Source organism: Apibacter sp. B3919 (assembly GCF_026537405.1).
Lineage (GTDB): Bacteria > Bacteroidota > Bacteroidia > Flavobacteriales > Weeksellaceae > Apibacter.
This window is the reverse complement of record NZ_JAFNMG010000003.1, coordinates 42,775-66,013: the sequence shown is the minus strand read 5'-3', so window position 1 is coordinate 66,013 and position 23,239 is coordinate 42,775. Positions and strand designations below refer to the sequence as shown.

Genomic DNA, 23,239 nt, shown 5'->3' with positions numbered 1-23,239 from the left:
AAATTATGAAAAAAATAATTTTTTTAATTGCTCTTTCTTCTTTTTCACTTTTCAGTGAAGCTCAACAAGTAAAAACTCCGGCAGCAAGTTTAAAAGCGGAGGTTGAACAAATGGTAGGTTTAACAGATGTTGAATATGAATATTCTCGACCTAATAAAAAAGGAAGGGTAATTTTTGGCGGACTGGTACCTTATGGCCAAGTTTGGAGAACAGGCGCTAATGAAAATACAACCATTAAGTTTGGGGATGATGTTGAGATTGATGGAAAAACTATTCCTAAAGGTAAATATGCAATATATACAATTCCCTACGAAGATACGTGGGATGTAATTTTTTATTCCGATTCAGAAAATTGGGGAACACCTGAAAAATGGGACGATAAAAAAGTGGTTTTAAAAACAACGGCACCGGTTAAAAAATTGGCAGAATCAGTGGAATCATTTACTATAGGAATAAATAATCTTTCAGATAATTCCGCACATTTACAATTTATGTGGGATCAGGTTTTGGTAGATGTAACTTTCCATGTACCGACACAAAAAATAGCAAATGCAAGTATTGACGGTATATTATCTAACCCAAGAGCAGATGCTAATGCCTATTATGCTTCAGCCAATTATTATTTACAGTCTAATGGAGATATGAAGAAAGCTTTAAATTGGATCAATAGAGCCATTGATTTAAAGCAAGGAGAATCCCCTTATTGGTATTACAGAGTTAAATCGCAAATTCAAGCTAAGTTAGGAGATATAAAAGGGGCAATAGATTCAGCTGAGAAATCTTTAGATGGAGCTCAAAAAGAAGGTAATAAAGATTACATTAGATTAAACACCGAATCTATTAAAGAATGGAAAAAAATATTATAAAATATTAATGTTAAAAAAAAAACAGAACGGTAAGAGATTTCTTACCGTTTTTAGTAGTATGTAGTTTATAGAAGATAAATTTTTGGATTTTACAATCTGTTCAAATTTGTATTTATAAATAAGGTAAATGCATAAATTTCCGATCCATAGAGAAGCTATTATTGTTCCGATCGTATTAGTCGGTGCCATATGGTTGGTATTTCTATTGCAAAATTTATTGGTTTTCAAAGAATGTTATGGAATCATACCTCTTAAGCTAAAAGGATTGAGAGGAGTCCTGCTTGCACCGCTATTTCATGGAAACCTTACCCATATACTCAGTAATACAATTCCTTTATTTGTATTAACATTTTTTACTTTTCAGTTTTATGAAAAATTGGCTTATTTCGTTTTACTAAATGGATGGATTATATCCGGTTTTGTGGTTTGGTTACTACCCAATTTTTCTTTACTAAATTCTTCTGTTTTATCTTGCCATATAGGAGCCAGCGGTATTATCTATGTTTTGGCATCATTTCTTTTTTTTAGTGGAATTTTCAGGCATGAAAAAACCTTACTGGCAGTTTCATTAATTGTTGTTTTTTTATATGGAAGTTTAGTTTGGGGAATATTTCCCAGAGAACTTTTAGGCATATACGATGATCGACCTATTTCCTGGGAAAGTCATCTGTCGGGAGCAGTAACCGGGTTTATATTAGCTTATATGTTGAGAAGAATAGGGAAAAAAAGAGAAAAACCTCAATGGGATAAGGATGAATATGATCATTCTGATGATGAAAAACTTTGGCAAGAATACCAATTGGAATATCCTGAATATTTTCATGAAGAAGATCCTTCGAAATATGATTCGACTTCGGAGATAAATAAAACAGACAATGTCCATTACGAAGATGAAAAAGATTCTTTGAAAAATCAAGAGAAACTATAGGTCAAAAACCGAAGGTCGTTTAGTGATAATGCTGTCTTTAATCCAAAGAAAAAATGCTCCGGTAAGATATAAAGCAAAAATTCCACCTAAAGTAATAAATGACAAATAGATAAATAAAAGTCTTAATTTAGACGCCCGTACTCCGAATTTTTCCGATACACGTGAAATTACTTCAAATCCGTTTGCTTCAAATAGGGTGCGTAATTTTTCTATCATAAAAAAGTATTTATTAAGTTAATACATATAAGGTAAAAAATTACAATTTTTTATTTACAATTATCAATTCGCTAAAATTGAACCAAAATACCTCCCAATACTTGAGCTCCTAAGACTTTATAACCTTGAAAGCGTTCGTAATTTTTACTGAATAAATTAGTTCCGTTAACAAATAGTGAAAAATTCTTATATAATTTATAAGAAGCCGAGAGATTAAGGTCTACATAACTGTCTAAAGTAGTTATTCCCTCCCTAACAGATGAAGAAGCAGGATCGTAATAAAAATAATTACTCTTACGCTCACCGGTAAAAAATAATTTTGCTTCTAATTTTAATTTATCTTCTAAAGTTTTATAATTACTATCTAAACCTACTTTAAAATTTGGTAAATTATAAGCATGTTTAAGCTCATCCAGATTGTAATTATGATATTCTCCTTCCAATCCAATAGTCAAATCTCCGGTCCAAAAATATTGTAAAGCACCTTTAACAGTAATAATATTACCATCATCGTACACAGCATTAAAGGTATTTAATCGGTTATAGGCCTTTAATACAGAAGGCAAGGTAAGGTCATAAGGATTTCTCATGAAAAAATAAAGGTTTTCGGCTTTACTGAATGATCCTTCCGCTTCGTACTTAATGCTTTCATCTATATCCCCTTTAACCCCTCCATAAACTTTATATAATATATTGGTAGGTCTTAACAATTGATTGGAATATAAATACGGATTTTCCGAAAATAAGTCGGACATATTATTAAGTTTTAAACCGCCATCTATACCGGCATATACATTAATTTCTCTGGCAGCATTGAATAAAAATTCAGCCTTAGGATGGAAGAAAATTTTTGTATTATTACCTTCCAATTCGCCATTATAGGCAATATTAGCACCCACTTTTAAATAAGAACCTTGACTGGAAATTCGTAACACAGGAGAAAATCCGGCGGTTAAAAATGAATATTTATCTTTTGTGTTCAATCCAAAATGCGTATAAGTATAATTAAACAATACATCTGCTTCCACGCCAAAATTTAAACCGGGTAGCATAAGATTTGCATTTTCAGAACTCTTAGCCAGCTTTGCTTTTAAGTCTACAAAAGTTTCATTTGAATCAAATTTGTCCCACATATATCCGGCTTTTAAAGAAGCTTTATCCAAATAATTATTACTGTACATGTCATAATCGGATTTAAATGTCAGTTGATTGGTATTTTGCCTTAAGTTCATGTGGGGAGTTGCATGTATTTCCGGTGTGTTAAGACCGTAATAATTAGTTCTGTTATAGGTATAATTTCCCGCAAAATGTAATTTCCCCGTTTTTAATTTAAAAATGTAAAAAGCTTCTGCATCAATTGTTGACGAAGAAGTTTTCCAATCGTATTTGTTTTTAGGACCATCGGTAGAAAGTGCAGACAATTTAATACCGGTCAAATTATTATTTATCGGATAATTAAAATACAAATCCCCCAGTACTGTATTTCTGGTTCCATAACCTAACTTAGCATGATTGTCATAATATGAATTAGTGAAATCAGTGTTTAAGGATTGAGGAGGCAGTTGAGACGTTTGAAATTCAGAAACAGCAGGAACATCAATAATCGTATAATTTAGTGAATCTTTTTTTACTGAACTGTTTTCATTAGACGGTGGATATTTATCCGGATCTGTTTTCTTTTTCTCGATATTTTTTACATTAACATTCGGATTTTTCTTTTTTCCAATGGTTAATATTTCTTCTTTAATTTGAGAATATCCTGATGTGGTTGAAATAGTCGCTATTAAAATTAAAATCAGTATTTTATATTGAGTATTCATAAACTTCAAAACGAGATATAATTATTTAATATGGTTAAGTTGAGTTTGGGCATCTTGAACAACATCCGGAAACTCTTTATAATTTTCTATAATTTGCTCCAATATATAAGTAGCCTGATAATTATCTTTAAGGTTTAGATAATTGTTGCTCATTATAAGAAGAGCTTTAGCTCCCCAATACTGTTGATCAGAATATTTAGATGTTAAATTAAATATTATGGAATTACTGGCATCGTATTTTTTATCTTTATTTTTAAATAATGCGTTATAGTATAAGGCCTCAGCTTTTACCGCATTGTTTTTAGATTGTTCAAGATTTGTAAATACTGATTTTGCGTCATTTATTTTTCCCGAATTGTATAGACTGCGCGCTTTTATCAAAGTGGCTTGTTCTTTTACAGTAGAAGGATTTTTGGAATTATTCAGTACTTTTATAGCCATTTCATTAGCCTTAGTATATTCTTTATGATCGGAATAGATATACATCAATTCTAATTCGGCGAAAGATTTATAGTTCTGATTGGAAGTAATTTTATACAAAGATTCTAGCGAATTTTGAGCAGCTTCGTCTTTTTCTTGTTTTATATAAATTTGAGAAAGTCTAACCAAAGCATCTTCCTGGATTTCATTGGATGATTCTGAAACTTCTTTTAATGCCTCTACCGCTTGATTATAATTAGTTAGCTGAAAATAACTTTCTCCTAAATAATAGAGAGAGGTTATTTTACGATTTGTAGTAGGAAACTTAGTTAAAAAACTCGCAAATTCTTGAGAGGCCGCAGAGTAATCTTTAGATAAAAATTTCTTTTGAGCAGACATAAAAGACAATTCCTCAGCTTCCGCACGGTCCATATTATAGCCTTTTCTATTTGCCCAGTCAATATATTCATTTTCTTTACCGCTTTCAATAAATGCAGTTTTAGCTCCGGTTATAGCTTGTAAGGCATAATCGGTTTTAGGATAATTATCGGCAATAGTTCCATAATTTAAAATAGCTTTTTGATATTCTTTTAAACTGGTCAAATTATCAGCAATACCAAGATATGACATAACCACTAAGTCATTATTTTTGGAAGCGCTGATAACTTTCTGAAAATAGTTATTTGAATTCTGATAATTTTCAGTTTCAGCGTACGCTGTACCTAATTCAAAATATGCATCGCTAATTTTTTCCGATTTTGGATATGCTTTAATGAACTTTTCAAGTTCAACAATTTTATTTTTATAATCTTTTTGCAGACCATATACAATAGCTTTTTGATATTGAGAATATTCCCTGTCTTCGATAGAAGAGGTATACGCTTGATCATACATTTGAATTGCTTGGTTAAGCTGATTGCTGCCTAATAATGCATCGGCAAGACGTAATTCTGCATCTGCTTTAAATTCTTGCTTTGGATTTTTAAGATATTCTTGAAATGAAACTGCTGCCAAATCGAAATTCTTCAATTTTAAATAAGAATATCCTTTTTGATACATCACTTGCGAACTTTCCGGTATGGTAATTCCGGAATTTTGCAAAAGTTGTAATTTATCAATAGCATTTTGAAAATTTCCTAATTGGTATTGACAATCGCTATACCAATAGAGTGAACGAGCATAAAATTGAGAATTATTTTTTAAAAGTATGGCTTTTTCGAATTCTTGAGAAGCCGATTCTATTTTACCCTGATTGTATAATTGTACTCCGTAGGCATAAGCAACTTCTTGCTCTTTAAGTTTCAACTCCGAAGATTTATTGGGTATGGAAGATAAAAGTTGAGAGGCTTCTGAGAAATTTCCGGAATTAATATATGATTTAACCAGCAATTTATTGATTTCCGATTGATGCTTGGAAGCGGGATATCTTTTTAAATAGGTATTTAAAACTTTGGAAACAGGCTCATAAGGATTACCTACTTCATAACTCAATTTCGCATAATTTAAATAGGCGTTTTCTTGAATTTTTTTGTCAAAATCCATTTCAGAAGCAGCTTTGAAAGCAGTTAAAGCTTCTTTCTTTTTATTTGTTTTCAGGTAGGAATTCCCCAATTGGTAATATGCATTTTGTGAAATGGGAGAAATATCTCCAACAGTTATTTTATTAAAATAAGTAACTGCTTCTTCATATTTCTTGGCTTGATACAAAACATATCCCATTTGATAATAATCGCTCAAAGTTGGAGAAGCACTATTTTTTATATAAGATGAAAGATAGGGTTCGGCTTCGGCATACTTTTTTAATTTGAAATAACTTTCTCCTATAATTTTTATTATCTCATTTTTTAACTCAGGATATTGATTAGAAGCTAATAAAGTTTTACCGGTAGATATGGCAGAATCATATTCACCGTCATTAAAATAAATCTGAACCATATAAGGCTTGATTTTTTCGGTAAATTCCGGTTGATTTAATAAGGATGTGAATTTTTTCTTAGCTTCAATATGCTCACCGTTAGCATAAGCTATATGACCTAACAAAAAGTCTATTTGATTTTTGTATTGGTTGCTATAGGATCCTTTTTCTAAGTTTTTTTCAGCATTTTCAAAATCCTGATTCATAAATTGAGCATACCCGAGTTTGATGTATTGGTTGGCTCTTTTATTAGGAGGAAGTTTATCTATAGATACTTTAGAGAGTTCTTCTGCTGCGCGAAAATAATCCTGATGTATTAAATAGTAATTTCCCAATTGGAGGTGAGCTCTTTCAGTTAATACGCTTTGCGGATATTTATTTGTAAAAGCATCAAATTTCTTTTCTGCTTCTTCATCTTGTAAGATAAGGCTTATCAGAGCATCGTAAAAATTGGCAATTTCCAATTGATAAGATCTCAGATTAGAAAAGTTAATTAAATCATTAATTATATATTGAGTTCCTCTATAGGCTTCATTTTCATATAATTCCTTTGCGTTGCTTATCTGGTAATTGTTATAATAAATTTCAGATAATTGAGCATTCACAAATAAATTTGCTCCTAATAATGGGATAAGCCATTGGATTTTTTTTCGCATAACTTTAGTGCATATTTTTAATATAAACGACTTTTTTAGTTTTAAAAAATTCCTCGTCAAAATAATCTTTTAACTCATAGAGTGTAGCCTCGGGAAAATTTTTCAATTCTTCAGTTAGATCTCCTCCTTTTAAATATAAAACGCCATTTTGTAAACTATTGATATTCTTAGATGTAAATTTTCCTTTAACCCAAGACATAAAAACAGGCATTTGGGTAACCGCTCGGCTCACTACAAAATCAAATTTCTCTTTAATTTTTTCGGCTCGTGTATGAATACCGATGACATTTTCTAACTGTAATTCTTGTGCAATTTCATTAACAACCCTAATTTTTTTTCCAATGGAGTCGGCCAAAGTAAATTGTGATTCCGGAAAAAGTATAGCTAAAGGTATACCCGGAAATCCGCCACCTGTACCAATATCCAAAACTTTGGTAGAAGGAGCGAACTGCATTACTTTTGCTATTCCCAAAGAATGAAGGACATGTTTTTCAAGTAAAGAATCTATATCTTTCCTTGATATAACATTGATTTTTTCATTCCAATTTGAATACAAATCAGGGAGTTTTTCGAAACTATGCAATTGTTTTTCAGTTATCTCCGGAAAATACTTTTGTATTAAGTTTGTCATGGGTATTAATAGATATACAAAAATATAAGTTTTAATAATATAAGACTCTATTTTATAATAGACATTTGCTTTATTACAACAAAAATAAGGGTTTAAGAGTAAGAAGAAGACTTTTTAAAGTCATTAAACAAAATATATAAAGATCAGATGGTAAAGATAAAATTTAATTGGAATGCTATTAATATAAATTATAATTTATTTTGAAAGCAAGTTATTTTTGATTCAACAATTAATTTATATTACCTATTTTTATAAAATAAAAAACGAACCTACACTACTTAAATATAAAATAATTACTATAAATATGATTTCCTTCATTCAGAAACGAATTGATATCTCTCAAAAAAGCATAGAAAATACGGTAAAATTATTAAACGAAGATCATACCATACCCTTTATTGCCCGTTATAGAAAGGAGATGACCGGAAATCTGGATGAAGTTCAATTATTCAATATATCTAAGTTAAAAACAGATTTTGAAGAAATTCAAAAACGTAAGGAGTTTATTATAAAAAGCATTGACGAGCAAGGAGCATTAACCGAAGAATTTAAGCAAAGAATAGAAAATTGTTTCGAACTTACTCTTTTAGAAGATTATTACTTACCCTATAAAAAGAAAAGAAAAACAAAGGCGTCTGTTGCAATTGAAAACGGTTTAGAACCTTTAGCAAAAATCTTAATGGCGCAAAAACCGATTTCAGATTTAACTCTATTAGCTTCAAAATACACCTCAGATAAGGTATTGTCAGTAGATGATGCTCTTCAAGGTGCCGGATATATTATTGCGGAATGGATTAACGAAAATAATTATGTACGTTCAAATTTAAGACGTTTTTTTCAACAAAATGCCGTATTGGAATCTAAGCTGATTAAAGGAAAAGAGGAGGAAAAAGAAGCACAAAAATTTTCAAATTATTTTGAATTTTCTGAAAATTTAAAACGTTCGCCATCTCATCGGTTTTTAGCAATCTTACGAGGGGAAAAGGAAGGAATTCTACGCGTTAAAGTTAAAGTTGACTCAGAGGAAGCCTTACATATAATAAGCAAATATATAATTAAAACTCATGAAAAAGTAATTAAAGATCAACTACTTTTAGCAATAAAAGATTCTTTTTCACGCTTATTAGAACCGGCGCTAAGTAATGAAGTTTTCCAGAAAGCCAAAGAGTCAGCCGACCAAATAGCCATTCAAGTGTTTTCATCCAATTTAAAGCAATTGTTATTGCAATCACCTTTGGGGGAAAAAAGGATTCTGGCAATTGATCCCGGATATAAATCAGGTTGTAAGTTGGTTTGTTTAGATGAAAATGGTAATTTATTACACAATGATACCATATATCCTCATCCTCCCCAAAAAGAAACCAAAGAATCAATTAAAAAAATTAAATCTTTAATTAATGCCTATAAAATTGAAGCCATATCCATAGGTAATGGTACAGCCTCCCGAGAAACGGAACGATTGATACAATCCATAGCTTTTGATCGTCCTCTAAAAGTTTTTGTTGTAAATGAAGCCGGGGCGTCCGTATATTCTGCATCTAAATTGGCTCGGGAAGAATTTCCATCCTATGACGTTACGGTAAGAGGAGCAGTTTCCATAGGAAGAAGGTTGTCTGATCCACTTGCGGAATTGGTAAAAATAGAACCTAAAGCCATAGGAGTGGGACAATATCAACACTATGTGGATCAAACATTATTGAAAAAAGAACTGGATGCAGTTGTTATATCTTGCGTAAACAGTGTAGGAGTAAACCTTAATACAGCCAGTAAATCCTTATTGTCTTATGTTTCGGGGATAGGAGAAAAGATGGCTGAAAATATTGTTCAGTACCGTTCGGAAATGGGAGCATTTTCAACCAGACAAGATCTGAAAAAAGTTCCCAGACTTGGTGAAAAAGTATTTCAACAAGCATCCGGATTCTTAAGAATTCCGACATCTGAAAATCCTTTAGACAATTCCGCTGTTCATCCCGAAAGCTATTCACTAGTTATGAAAATGGCGAAAGATTTAGGAGTAAAATTGGGAGATTTAATCCGAAATAAAGAACTAATTCAAAAAATAAATTTAAACAATTACGTAAACGAAGAAGTAGGGATTTTAACTTTGGAAGATATTTGTAAAGAATTGGAAAAACCAGGTTTAGATCCAAGAACACAAGTAAAAATGTTTACTTTCGATCCTTCTTTAAAAACCATTGATGATTTAAAACCGGGCATGAAAGTTCCCGGAATAATCAATAATATCACTAATTTCGGTTGTTTTGTAGATATAGGAATTAAAGAGAATGGATTAGTACATCTTTCTAAAGTATGCAATGAATTCATAACAGACATTAGCACAGTCGTGCATCTTCATCAACATGTAGAAGTAAAAATAATCGATATAGATAAGGAAAGAAAGAGAATACAATTATCTATGATTGATTAAATTGATTAAAAGATTAATAAAAGATCTTTAGATAAAAATATAGGTTCTATTATAGATTATATAATTATTTTAATTGTTTAAAATACAAATAATATATTTTTATCACATAAAATAAAATATATATATAAATATAAAACACTTCAAAACTTTTAAATTATATAATAAATCCTCTAATAGTAGAAAAAAAAAAATAAGAATTAATATCTTTATCCATTCATTATCCGTATTTATCATAAAATCTGATTTAATAGGGTGTTATTTAGTTAAATAATATAAATAAAATTAAAAAATGAAAAACCTTTATTCGTTCGTTATTTTAATATTTTTTATTGGTAAAATTTTTTCACAGGATTTTAAAGAACCCAAGGTCTTAATCAAAGATCATAATGGAAATTCAGATACTGTGTATGTTGACTGTGATTATAAGTTTTTTAGAAATAAAAATATTAAACTAAGTGTAGATTATCCCATAATCAAACAAACAGATAAATATGAAGTTTCTTCCATTCAATATCCCTCAAATATAGATTTTACCAAAGGTACTCCGGTATCAACCGGTAACACCAATGGTAAAAACGATGATGTTTTTGGTAACGATATCATCGATATAGGTTTTAATTTTTGCTTTTATGGAAAAAGTTATAATCAAATTATTGTCAGTGATAATGGAGTAGTCAGCTTTGACCTGTCGCAAAAAAATAAAGAATGTCCGTATATTATTTCAGGTAATAATCCAAATTCCGGGTTACCTAAAAATTCAATATTTGGTGTTTATCACGACATGAATAATACCACACCGAGCAAGGTAAAAGTTGCTTATGAAGGGAAAGCTCCCTATAGGAAATTCATTATTAATTTTGATAATTTAAAACAGTACGGACCGGATCGGATTTATTCATCTTCACAAATTGTTTTGTATGAAACTTTTAATATCATAGATATATATGTTGGAAATAAAAGTAAAAACCCCCATACCACTAAAGATAAAAACGCTTTAATAGGGATCATCAATTCCAATGGATACATTGGAGTTTCTCCCCCGGGAAGAAATAGGGGAGAATGGGAAGCAAAAAAAGAAGCATGGAGATTTACTCCGAATGGAAATACGGATATTTCCGTTGCTTGGTATGAAGGAAATTCTTCAAGTCCAAGTAATTGGGGTGATACTTGGGTAGTCAAATCCACCACCAACAATTACTTTATAGCAAAGGTTACTTATTATGGTTGTAATGGTTTTTCACTTACTGATACCCTACAGGTGAAGTTTAGCAAAGAATATCCTACGGCAGAAAAACAATCACCCCCACCTTTTTGTATTAATAAAGGAGAAAGTTATACAGTTGATTTAACATCATATCAGCAACTGATAAACCCGGATACAAATTTAAAATTTACCTATTACAGGTATAAGAATTTAACTAATCAGATTTCAGATGAAGAAGCAAAATCCTTTACTTTTTCTGATGATATGACGGTCTATGTAAAAGTATTGAAAAGCGGAGATTGCTTTGTTTCTACAGAGATAAATCTTAAATTAAATAAGAAGCCTGATTTAAAAGATAACCAGCAATTCATTGTTTGCGATGAAGGCAATGACGATATAGAGAATGTTAACTTGAATAATTTTAATTACGGAATAAATAAACGGACTACAGAGTATATAATACTGGATGATCAGATGAGAGAATTGCCCGATGTTGTTATACGTAATTACCCGATTGATTTATCAGGAACTGACGATGATAGTGTAAAGTTTTACCTTAAAGCATGGAATAAATCCATAAGGGATAAGTCGTGCTATACCTTAATCGCATTTACTGTAAAATTGGTTAAAAAACTAGAGTTAGAAGAGTATTTAGCTGAAATTTGCGATGTTAGAGAAGGTCAATCCGTGATGTTGGATCTAACCAAATATAACTCTAACTTACTAACAAATTCTCCGATCAATCCTTCCCATACTACCGTAAAATGGAAATACTATAAAGATTCCTATTACAGCAACGAAATTGTAAATCCGGATAATTGTATGTTGAGATTAAATAACACTATTTACATCAAAGCGACTCATCCGGATTTTTGTGGAGAAGTAAAAACAAAATTGATTTTAAAAGCCATCGGAGATTGTAGCGATAGCGGCGGCGGCGGTGGCGGCGGCATCGGAGATGGATTGCCTTATCCAACTATATGTAATGCCAATGATACAGAAGAAGTAAATTTGGAATCGTATCTTCCTAACTTTTTGTCCGGTACTTCATTAACTCCTCAAGATATTGAGATTGAAGGTTTTTATAAAGATTTGGCATGTACGGATAAACTTAAATTAAAGGAATCATCACCCGGCTATATCTATAGTGTAGAGGCACCGGCTAAACCTACAATTTATTTAAAATATAAGATTAAAAAAAGCGGAATTATAGCAGTAAGCTCAATAACTATCTTCGTATCTAAAAATCAAACATTATATAAGAGAGAATTTGATGTATGCGACACATACAATGATGGTATCGAGAAAATATACTTAAAAGATTACGAAGATTTACTTAAAGATCTTTATACTTATTCATATTCTCATCCATCCTTTGGAAATGATTCAGATGATAAAATTGTATTTTTTGACAATCAGCACGATCGGGATATGTATTTGGCAGATCCTAAACATGGAAAAGGAATGATTAAAAAAAGTTTTGATCTAACTTCGGCTGAAAATCCAAAAATAATATATCCTGCAGTCCGATATAATCGATGCAGCTATGCTTATGATTTGAAATTCAATTTGATAACAATTGAAGAAAAAGTATTGGGTCCCCATACTATTTGTGATTTTAATGATGATGGAATTGAGGTTGTTAATATATTAGAATTTATAAAAGGTTCTAAAAAGACTGATCCAAACAAGCTGGAAGAACTTCTAACTCAAGATCAGTTATCAAGTTTAAAAACTCCTATAAAAGATATAAAAAATTTAAGGTATTATAAAACCAAAAATGAAGCACACGAAGGGGGTAAAGCAACGATTACAAATCCTGCTAAATTTCAAATTGGACAAGGAATTTTTTCGGCATTTGTCAAATTAGAATTTAAAAACCAATGTCCCATTATTGTTGAGATTAAATTTAATTTAGTGCCCTCCGTACAATTGCCTGAATATACAGACTTAGAGGTTTGTGACATAGGGGATGACTATAAAGAAGAAGTAGATTTGTCTAAAATCATACTTGATTCAAAAGGGACAACCATTCAATTTTATCGGTTAATATACGATGCAGAATATGAAATAGATGCTCCCGGTGAATTGTTAGGAACGTATACGGATAGCAATACTCCAATAAAGTATCTGGTAAATACGACAACAAATATTACCAATAATGATATATGCATGAGAGTGGAGGATCCGGTAACCAAGTGTTTTAAGATTATTCGAGTTACAATAAACTTAATTCCTGTACCGACAGTGAGCAATCCAAACATCTATATATGTGATTTTGGAAATAACGGAACAGAAAAAATCAATTCATCAAATTTATATCAACTGGTAACGGCCCAACTTATATCCAATAATCCAAAGTTGACGAGTCAAATGGGTTATGAATATTATGTAACAGAAAATGATGCAAAAAATGGAACTAATCCGGTAAGTGAATTTGATGTAACCAACTCCACAAAAATTTGGGTGAAGATTAAAACCAAAGATTGTTCTGATTATTTTATGTTAAATTTTTCATTAATTGAATCTCCCATTTTAAAGCAAAATGTAAGTGTTATCATATGCAATAATAACACAAAAAATGATCAAGACAGCATCTATGAAACTATTTGGTTGGAAAATTACAATAGCCTTTTTCTTGATTCCAACATAGATAGTAAGGATTTTGAATTTATTTATTTTACTAGAGAGGATGATGCACTTAAAAATCAAAATAGTATTTCGAGGAGTGCTTCGGTTACCCGATTTCCAACCACTTTTTGGGTTAGAGTAAGAAATATAAAAAGTAACTGTTTTTCAATTGCTCCTATAGAAGTTGAAGCATATCCTGAATTAGAGGTAAATCATTTTGCTACCTTATTATGTAATGAAGAGAAAAAGAAAAATGTTAACTTAAAGGATTATCCATCTCAAATGATTGGAAGTTCATATATACTGAGTGATTTTACTGTTTCTTATCATGCAAGTAAATACAACGCAATTTATGGGATAGATATCCCAGAGGCAAATTTAGAAGAATATGGAGTTTCCAGTGGAGATGAAATTTGGATTAAGTTTGAATACAAAAAGACGCAGTGCTATATAATCCGTAAAGTAGAATTTTTAATTTCTTTAGTTCCTAAAGCCAATGTCCACTTTATAGATATTTGTGATGAAACCGATGGAACCATAGACGGCAAGTATGTAATCAGCAATTTAGATGATTACAAAACTAATATTATTACCGGAGAATCTCTATCCTTTATCAATTCGGAATATGATTTTACTTACTATAGAACAAAACAAGATGCAGAAGAACATAAGAATGAGGTATCGCCTGTAAACTTTACCATCAAACATAATGAATTTACCAATATTCCTCCGGACAATCCGTTTTATACAATCTATGTCAGAATAGATAAAAAAGATAAAACTTGTCCGACCATTACCGCTATATCGGTAAATGTAAATCCACGCCTATTGCTGGATAAACAGGAAGTTGAAATAATAGGATGTATGGACGGTCAGAATAAATCCTTCGTTGACCTTACTTCTGTTTCCAACCGGATTAGTAGTTCTTCTGATGTTCAATTTGAATATTATAAAGATGAAAATCAAGCACGAAAAGGAAAGATCAGTAATGCTGTTGCAAATCCAAATGCTTACCAAACCAGAGTGATAACTACAGATGGATTTTATACATTTGATGAGGTATTTGTCAGAGTAAAGGATAGCAAAGGAATTCAATGCGATAGTATAGCAAAGATTAAAATAAAAGTATATCCTTATATAAAAGTAGAAAATCAATCCGTTGAAATTTGCGAATACGAACCGGACGCTACAAAATCAAAAATTAATCTTTGGGAATTATCCCGGTCAATGCTTGAATCAAATGGCATTCCTGATCCAACACGTTTAAATAGAATGTTCAATTCTTTACGAATTATCTACCAAGACAGCAAAGGAGTAGAGATTGGCAGAGTAGAAGACACATCAGGACAAATACCAAATACTTTAACCAATTACGAACCCCCTGTAGGAGAAAACAAAGTAGAAATAAAAGTTAAATTCGAAAACAAAGAGAATGGATGTGGAAATGAAGGAAAAATAATAATCACCCAAAAAGAAACGCCACGCCCCAATAAGGTAACCTATACCCTGTGTGATGAAGACTTAGACGGAGAGTATAATGACGTATTACTAAAAGATTTAGATAACCTGGTAATTACCCCGTCAGCGAAACAAGAAATTACCTATTACCGCACTCAGTCCGAAGCCTTAGCAGTAAATGATCCGACGATAATTCCGATAGACAAACAAACGTACTTTACTGTGGACTTCCTGAACCCTTTATACGTACGAGTACTGAACCAAGAGAGCGGTTGTATAGGCATAAACGAAGTATGGTTTAAGAAAAATTCCAACCATGTACCAATCCCGAAAGAAGTACGCTTATCAATAAAATGCGATGATTCCCAAGATGATTCAAAAGAAATATTTAATTTACATGAATCAGAACAATTACTGGGCAATTATCCGACAAGCAGTTATCGTTATTACAGAAATGAATCAGATGCCAAAGAAGCCTTTAAAAATGAAGCAAAAGGGATTTATACACACCTGACCGAACCTGAAATAAGTAACTATACCAATAGAGAACTATATAAAGAAGGATTATACCTAGTAGACGAAATCTATGTAAGAGTAAAAGACGAAGAAGGCAACTATTGTGATGAAGTATCGAAAGTAAAACTCTACGTATATCCATATTTAAAAGTAGCAAAAGACGAACCGATCATCTGTGAATACGAACCGCAAGGCAGTAAAACCCGAGTAGATTTATGGAGTTCGATTTATCCAATGTTGTCATCCAATGGAGAAGAAGCAAGAATAAAAAGCTTCTTACAAGATATGCGAGTAATTTTCCAAGACAGCAAAGGAGTAGAGATTGGCAGAGTAGAAGACACATCAGGACCAATACCTAATACTTTAACCGATTACGAACCCCCTGTAGGAGAAAACAAAGTAGAAATAAAAGTTAAATTTGAAAACAAAGAGAATGGATGTGGAAATGAAGGAACAATAACAATCACCCAAAAAGAAACGCCACGCCCCAATAAGGTAACCTATACCCTATGTGATGAAGACTTAGACGGAGAATATAATGACGTATTACTAAAAGATTTAGATAACCTGGTAATTACCCCGTCAGCGAAACAAGAAATTACGTATTACCGCACTCAGTCCGAAGCCTTAGCAGTAAATGATCCGACGATAATTCCGATAGACAAACAAACGTACTTTACTGTGGACTTCCTGAACCCTTTATACGTACGAGTACAGAATCAAGAAAGCGGTTGTATAGGCATAAACGAAGTATGGTTTAAGAAAAATTCCAACCATGTACCAATCCCCAAAGAAGTACGCTTATCAATAAAATGCGATGATTCCCAAGATGATTCAAAAGAAATATTTAATCTACATGAATCAGAACAATTATTGGGCAATTATCCGACAAGCAGTTATCGCTATTACAGAAATGAATCAGATGCCAAAGAAGCCTTTAAAAATGAAGCGAAAGGGATTTATACACACCTGACCGAACCGGAAATAAGTAACTATACCAATAGAGAATTATATAAAGAAGGATTATACCTAGTAGATGAAATCTATGTAAGAGTAAAAGACGAAGAAGGCAATTATTGTGATGAAGTATCGAAAGTAAAACTCTACGTATATCCATATTTAAAAGTAGTAAAAGACGAACCGATCATCTGTGAATACGAACCGCAAGGCAGTAAAACCCGAGTAGATTTATGGAGTTCGATTTATCCAATGTTGTCATCCAATGGAGAAGAAGCAAGAATAAAAAACTTCTTACAAGATATGCGAGTAATTTTCCAAGACAGCAAAGGAGTAGAGATTGGCAGAGTAGAAGACACATCAGGGCCAATACCTAATACTTTAACCACTTACGAACCCCCTGTAGGAGAAAACAAAGTAGAAATAAAAGTTAAATTTGAAAACAAAGAGAATGGCTGTGGAAATGAAGGAACAATAACAATTACCCAAAAAGAAACGCCACGTCCCAATAAGGTAACCTATACCCTGTGTGATGAAGACTTAGACGGAGAGTATAATGACGTATTACTAAAAGATTTAGATAACCTGGTAATTACCCCGTCAGCGAAACAAGAAATTACGTATTACCGCACTCAGTCCGAAGCCTTAGCAGTAAATGATCCGACGATACTTCCGATAGACAAACAAACGTACTTTACTGTGGACTTCCTGAACCCGTTATACGTACGAGTACTGAATCAAGAGAGCGGTTGTATAGGCATAAATGAAGTATGGTTTAAGAAAAATTCCAACCATGTACCAATCCCGAAAGAAGTACGCTTATCAATAAAATGCGATGATTCCCAAGATGATTCAAAAGAAATATTTAATTTACATGAATCAGAACAATTACTGGGCAATTATCCTACAAGCAGTTATCGCTATTACAGAAATGAATCAGATGCCAAAGAAGCCTTTAAAAATGAAGCAAAAGGGATTTATACACACCTGACCGAACCGGAAATAAGTAACTATACCAATAGAGAATTATATAAAGAAGGATTATACCTAGTAGATGAAATCTATGTAAGAGTAAAAGACGAAGAAGGCAACTATTGTGATGAAGTATCGAAAGTAAAACTCTACGTATATCCATATTTAAAAGTAGCAAAAGACGAACCGATCATCTGTGAATACGAACCGCAAGGCAGTAAAACCCGAGTAGATTTATGGAGTTCGATTTATCCAATGTTGTCATCCAATGGAGAAGAAGCAAGAATAAAAAGCTTCTTACAAGATATGCGAGTAATTTTCCAAGACAGCAAAGGAGTAGAGATTGGCAGAGTAGAAGACACATCAGGGCCAATACCTAATACTTTAACCGATTACGAACCCCCTGTAGGAGAAAACAAAGTAGAAATAAAAGTTAAATTTGAAAACAAAGAGAACGGCTGTGGAAATGAAGGAACAATAATAATCACTCAAAAAGAAACGCCACGTCCACAACTGATACCTCAATTTGTGTGTGATGGAGACAATAATGGAAAATATGATGACCTGTTACTCAAAGACCTCGATCCTAAAATTAAAGATAAATCAGGACATAATTATTTAGATCAACGCGTATATGAAATAACCTATCATGAAGGATATAAAAAAGCATTGAACGGAACAGGGGTATTAGATAAAAACAAATATTTAAATTTATCCGATTCAATTTATTGTAGAATTAAAAATATTCAAACCGAATGTATCGGCATTACAAAAATAGAATTTGAAACCAATGATCCTGTAGAGCTTAATGATGCTACCCTATATGCTTGTGATGGAGATCAAGACGGATACGCGTATTTTCAACTTCCATTAGTTGAACATTTATTTAAAAATCAACCCAATTCAACAATTCGTTTTTATAGAACCGAAAAGGATGCAAATAATGCCTTGAAAGATGAAGCAATGGGTAAACCTTCAAAACAAATACAAGAACCCGAATTATCTAACTATAAAAGTAAAAACGGATATGTATATGTTCGTGTGGATAATATAGATGATGATTTTTGTCCATCGGTAGCAAAAGTAGAATTGATTCCTTATCTTTCTCCAACGCCTCCTAATGAAATAGTTTATATCTGTCCAAGATATGCTGCAACACTAGACGCTGGAGATGATGGATACGATCAAATCCGATGGTATTTCAAAGGAAAATTAGTTGGAACCGGTCAATATCTGGAAAATGTTAGAGACATAGGTATTTATACGGTTGAACATACTAAAATTTTAAATTATAATATCAGCTGTACTACTACGCATCAAATAGAAGTTAAATTATTGGAAGAACCGATTATTGTTGAATTACAGCAAGGAAAAGATTATATAACCGTAATAGCAAATGGACCGGCTCCGTTGGAATATTCCATCGATAAGATAAATTGGCAAAGAAGTAACACATTTACTAATTTAAAACAAGGAATTTATACATTCTATGTACGTTCTGTTGCCAATTCTTGTGATGCTATAACATCCAAAGGAATAATTTTCGGAATTAATAATGTGATAACTCCCAACGGTGATAATTATAACGATGCATGGAGAGTATGCGGATTAGATTTGTTTAAAGGCGAAAATTCTCAAGTTAAAATCTTTGACCGATACGGTAAACAAGTTTATGAAGAAACCTCTAATACATGTTTTGTATGGGACGGAAAACATTTAGGCAGAAATCTGCCGACATCTTCCTATTGGTACATAATTACAATTGCCGACGGGAGAGAATTTACCGGTTGGATTATGTTAAGGAATTACAATGAATCAGATCGATAAAAAGTTTGCTTATAAACAATACAAAATAGAAAAGACATTCATTTACGAATGTCTTTTTTAATTTAAAAAGCCGACTGATAGCATCGGCTTACATACAAAAGATAAATTAGGACAACAACTTCCTAACAGTTTCTGATATTGTTTTTCCTTCGGATTTTCCTTGTAATTTTTTTGAAGCTATGCCCATAACCTTTCCCAGATCTTTAATATCTTGAGCACCGGTTTCGGCTATAATCTCTCGAAGTTCTTTTTCTAATTCTTCAGGAGTAAGTTGTGTCGGAAGGAATTGCTCAATGACTTTTGCTTGTGCTAATTCATTTTCAGCCAATTCATTCCTGTTATTAGCTAAAAATTGTTCATAAGCCTCTTTTCTTTGCTTAACCAATCTTTGTAATAAAGCAATTTCCTGGTCCGGAGAAATATCTTCCGTCTTACCATCCGTTTTAAGTAATAACAATTGAGATTTAATAGCTCGTAATGATTCCAATGCTACTTTATCTTTATCTTTCATGGCGACTTTCATCGCATCCATTATTTTAGTTTCTAAGCTCATAATTATTTGTTTTAGTTAGGGACTAATCAACATTATCATGGAAAAAATTATTCGGTCGGATTTGAACTTCATTAGAATTTTTGTTAAAGTACATATCCGAACTTTTATTAGAATCTATATTTTCATCTAAATTAATGCCTTGTCTTTTATAAGCCGGAACTTTTTCCACTTCATCAACATTTTGTTTAGATAATCCTTGAAATTTGCTGTTCAGTTTTTTCAATCGTTCTCTTCTTTCTTGGATTTTTTTCTCCATAAGCTCATTCAAGGATTCTGAAGAATAATTTTTATCTTCAGAAACGGTTTGATCTTCTGTGAAAATTTCCTTTTTTTCTTCAGGAAGCTGAAATTTGTTATTATAAGAACTAAATTCTTCGGTTTCTGTTTGAAAATTTACTTTTTGAGTAAAATCCTCAGCTTCATCTAAAGTGAATATAGTCGATTGGTTTACAGGAGGCTCGGGAAGTTTATCTTCTTTGAGTTCCTTAAATGTATTTTCTGTATTAGAAAATAAAGTTGTTTCATTATTTTGGGGAGGATATACATCCTTTTTAATAATATTTATTTCCTCATCAATGGGAAAAGAAGGAACAATCGGATCTTTTCTGTTAGATATTCCAAAAGTGGTTACCTCTTCTTCATCTTCTAGAGTTATTATTTTTTGAATCGTTTTTTCTTCGTTTTTTTCCTGAATATAATTTCCTTTATTAATTGAAGAAATTATTTGTGGTTCATCAGATCTATTATCTTTTTGACTATTGAAATTTGCAGCTTTTGCATTTCCTAAATTCAAGGGATTAGAAGTTGGAAAATCATCAGTTAACGTATGTACGATCTTCTCTTTTTCTTTACCGCTGTTTCTTTCATCGTCCACAGGAAAACCGGTTGCAATGACAGTTACTCTGATACTATCTCCTAAACTTTCATCTTCACCGATACCCATAATAATATTTGTACTATTACCGGCTTCAGATTGAATATAATCATTAATGATACCTATTTCGTCTACTGTTATCTCATCATCGCCGGATACGATTAACAATAATACATTCTTAGCTCCCGTAATTTTATTATCATTAAGCAAAGGAGAATCCAAGGCAGCCATGATAGCATCCTGGGCTTTGTTAGGTCCGGAAGAAACAGCAGATCCCATGATGGCTGTTCCGCTATCTGCCAGAACGGTTTTAGCATCACGTAAATCTATATTGATGGAGTAATTTTTTGTAATAACTTCAGCAATTCCTTTAGCAGCTGTGCTTAGCACCTCATTGGATTTTGAGAATCCGGATTTATAACCCAAGTTTCCATACAATTCTCTCAACTTATCGTTTTTTACGACAATTAAAGAGTCAACGTTTTTCCTGATTTTTTCAAGACCTTTTTCTGCTTGTTCCAATCGCGATTTACCTTCAAAAGAAAAAGGAATAGTGACAATACCAACAGTTAGAATACCCATTTCTTTTGCAATACCCGAAATAATAGGCGCTGCTCCTGTACCGGTTCCTCCTCCCATTCCTGCGGTTATGAAAACCATTTTAGTTTGATCACCTAAAGCATTTTTAATGTCATCTATACTCTCTAGAGCAGCCTGTTCTCCGATTTCAGGATTGGCTCCGGCTCCTAAACCTTCCGTAATGGTATTTCCCAACTGAATTTTATTTGGGATAGGATTATTGATTAATGCCTGTGCATCCGTATTGCAAATTATAAAATCTACACCGGTAATGCCTTGATCATACATATAACCAACAGCATTATTTCCTCCACCTCCGACACCAATTACCTTGATGGCTGAAGTTTTATTTTTGGGCAGCTCAAAAAATAGCTTATTGTTCTCTGTATTATCCATTGTATTCTATCTGTTTATTCTGTATCGTTAATATATTTAATAAATTTTTCTTGAAAAGAAGCGAATATAGATTTTTTCTTTTCTTTACTTTTCTTCTTTTCTTCTTTCAAAGTTTTTTGCTCAATATTCAGGGTAGTTGTACTAGAATTTTCAGTCGGAATATCTGAAGAAACTTCAGGTTTCTTTATATTTTTAGTTTCCTGTTGAATTTTATTTTTCTTTAATTCAAGATTATTGAGCCCTGTCATTAATAATCCTATGGCAGTAGCATATTCAGGACTGGCTAATTCTTCGGGCTGTCCTCCGGCTAAATGTTCATTACAATAACCAATGCGAACATCCATACCTGTGGTATATTCAGTTAATTGCCTTAAATGCTTTAACTTAGAGCCTCCTCCCGTCATTACGATTCCTGCAATCAACTTTTTCTTTTGCTCCTCACATCCGTAATTTTTTAATTCTAAATAAGCTAAGGAAATAATTTCTTCAACCCTTGCATGTATAATTTGAGATAATTTCTTGACGGTAATTTCTTTAGGTTCTCTTCCGTGCAATCCGGGTATACTGATGACTTCAATCTCCTTATTTTCAGATGGCCAGGCAGAACCATATTTAACTTTTAAAATTTCTGCCTGTCTTTCAATAATTGAACAACCTGATTTGATATCATCAGTAATCACATTTCCACCGAAAGGTATTACCGCTGTATGACGAATAATATTATCTTTAAAAACGGCAATATCGGTTGTACCTCCTCCTACATCGATCAAAGCAACTCCGGCTTCTTTTTCTTCCTGACTCAAAACCGCATCCGAAGAGGCAAGGGGTTCCAATGTTATACCTACTAAATTTAACCCTGCTTCTTTAACACATCTGGCAATATTTCTAATTAAAGAAATTTGACCAACTACAACATGAAAATTAGCTTCCAATCTGCTACCGTGGAAACCTCTCGGTTCAATAATTTCAGATTGAGAATCAACCTTGTATTCTTGAGGAAGAACATGTATAATTTCTTCTCCCGGAAGCATGACTAGTTTATGTACTTGTTCTTTTAACTTTTCAATATCCGTATCGTCAATAACATCTTCAAAATTAGGTCTGGAAATATAATCGCTGTGTTGAAGACTTCTAATATGTTGTCCTGCAATTCCAACAGTAACATCGGTAATTTTGTAATTTGCTGCTTTTTCAGCCTCAGAAATTGCTTTTTTTATTGAATCAATAGTCTGAGTAATATTATTTACTACACCCCGATGAACGCCTAAACTTTTAGCTCTTCCCATTCCCAGAATAACCAATTTTCCATGTTCATTCCTTTGCCCAACTATAGCAACAATCTTTGTTGTGCCTATATCCAAACCTACTGCAATATTGTTGTTGTTGTCCATA

Annotated in this window: 11 protein-coding genes; 4 read left to right on the top strand and 7 right to left on the bottom strand. The window is 32.3% G+C overall.

The genetic code is table 11. The annotated features are described in order from the left end of the window. Positions 1-5: 5 nt before the first annotated feature. Positions 6-866 carry a DUF2911 domain-containing protein gene (locus J3U20_RS06405; protein WP_160542454.1) on the top strand — a complete coding sequence of 287 codons (861 nt, stop codon included), beginning with the start codon at positions 6-8 and terminating at the stop codon, positions 864-866. A gap of 127 nt (positions 867-993) precedes the next feature. Continuing rightward, positions 994-1,794, top strand: a complete 801-nt coding sequence (locus J3U20_RS06400) for a rhomboid family intramembrane serine protease (protein WP_160542453.1) — start codon at positions 994-996, stop codon at positions 1,792-1,794. Here the strand turns inward: J3U20_RS06400 and J3U20_RS06395 are convergent. The 4 genes from J3U20_RS06395 to rsmG form a co-directional block, all read right to left on the bottom strand. Further along, complete coding sequence (locus J3U20_RS06395; RefSeq protein ID WP_105296274.1) at positions 1,789-2,010, bottom strand: PspC family transcriptional regulator; 222 nt, start codon at positions 2,008-2,010, stop codon at positions 1,789-1,791. The two genes, J3U20_RS06400 and J3U20_RS06395, sit on opposite strands and share 6 nt — an antisense overlap. A gap of 71 nt (positions 2,011-2,081) precedes the next feature. After that, positions 2,082-3,830 (bottom strand): hypothetical protein, encoded by a 1,749-nt coding sequence (locus J3U20_RS06390; protein ID WP_160542452.1) that lies wholly within the window; start codon positions 3,828-3,830, stop codon positions 2,082-2,084. A gap of 21 nt (positions 3,831-3,851) precedes the next feature. Then, the gene (locus J3U20_RS06385) at positions 3,852-6,821 is read right to left on the bottom strand and encodes a tetratricopeptide repeat protein (protein ID WP_160542451.1); all 2,970 of its coding nucleotides are present in this window, start codon (positions 6,819-6,821) and stop codon (positions 3,852-3,854) included. Positions 6,822-6,825: 4 nt separating this feature from the next. Beyond that, complete coding sequence (gene rsmG, locus J3U20_RS06380; protein ID WP_160542450.1) at positions 6,826-7,452, bottom strand: 16S rRNA (guanine(527)-N(7))-methyltransferase RsmG; 627 nt, start codon at positions 7,450-7,452, stop codon at positions 6,826-6,828. A gap of 298 nt (positions 7,453-7,750) precedes the next feature. On the opposite strand from rsmG, the gene J3U20_RS06375 reads away from it, so the two are divergent. Both J3U20_RS06375 and J3U20_RS06370 read left to right on the top strand, forming a co-directional pair. Continuing rightward, positions 7,751-9,880, top strand: coding sequence for a Tex family protein (locus J3U20_RS06375; RefSeq protein WP_160542581.1), 2,130 nt, complete (start codon positions 7,751-7,753; stop codon positions 9,878-9,880). A gap of 289 nt (positions 9,881-10,169) precedes the next feature. Further along, positions 10,170-19,445, top strand: a complete 9,276-nt coding sequence (locus J3U20_RS06370) for a T9SS type B sorting domain-containing protein (RefSeq protein WP_160542449.1) — start codon at positions 10,170-10,172, stop codon at positions 19,443-19,445. A 106-nt stretch (positions 19,446-19,551) separates the two neighbouring features. On the opposite strand, the gene J3U20_RS06365 is transcribed toward J3U20_RS06370, so the two are convergent. Genes J3U20_RS06365 through ftsA form a run of 3 tightly spaced genes read right to left on the bottom strand, consistent with a single transcriptional unit; the run spans position 19,552 to position 23,238 of the window. Further along, complete coding sequence (locus tag J3U20_RS06365) at positions 19,552-19,998, bottom strand: GatB/YqeY domain-containing protein (protein WP_160542448.1); 447 nt, start codon at positions 19,996-19,998, stop codon at positions 19,552-19,554. Between the two features lie 22 nt (positions 19,999-20,020). Then, positions 20,021-21,847 (bottom strand): cell division protein FtsZ, encoded by a 1,827-nt coding sequence (gene ftsZ / locus J3U20_RS06360; RefSeq protein WP_160542447.1) that lies wholly within the window; start codon positions 21,845-21,847, stop codon positions 20,021-20,023. A 14-nt stretch (positions 21,848-21,861) separates the two neighbouring features. Then, positions 21,862-23,238, bottom strand: coding sequence for a cell division protein FtsA (ftsA, locus tag J3U20_RS06355; RefSeq protein ID WP_160542446.1), 1,377 nt, complete (start codon positions 23,236-23,238; stop codon positions 21,862-21,864). Position 23,239 lies beyond the last annotated feature (1 nt).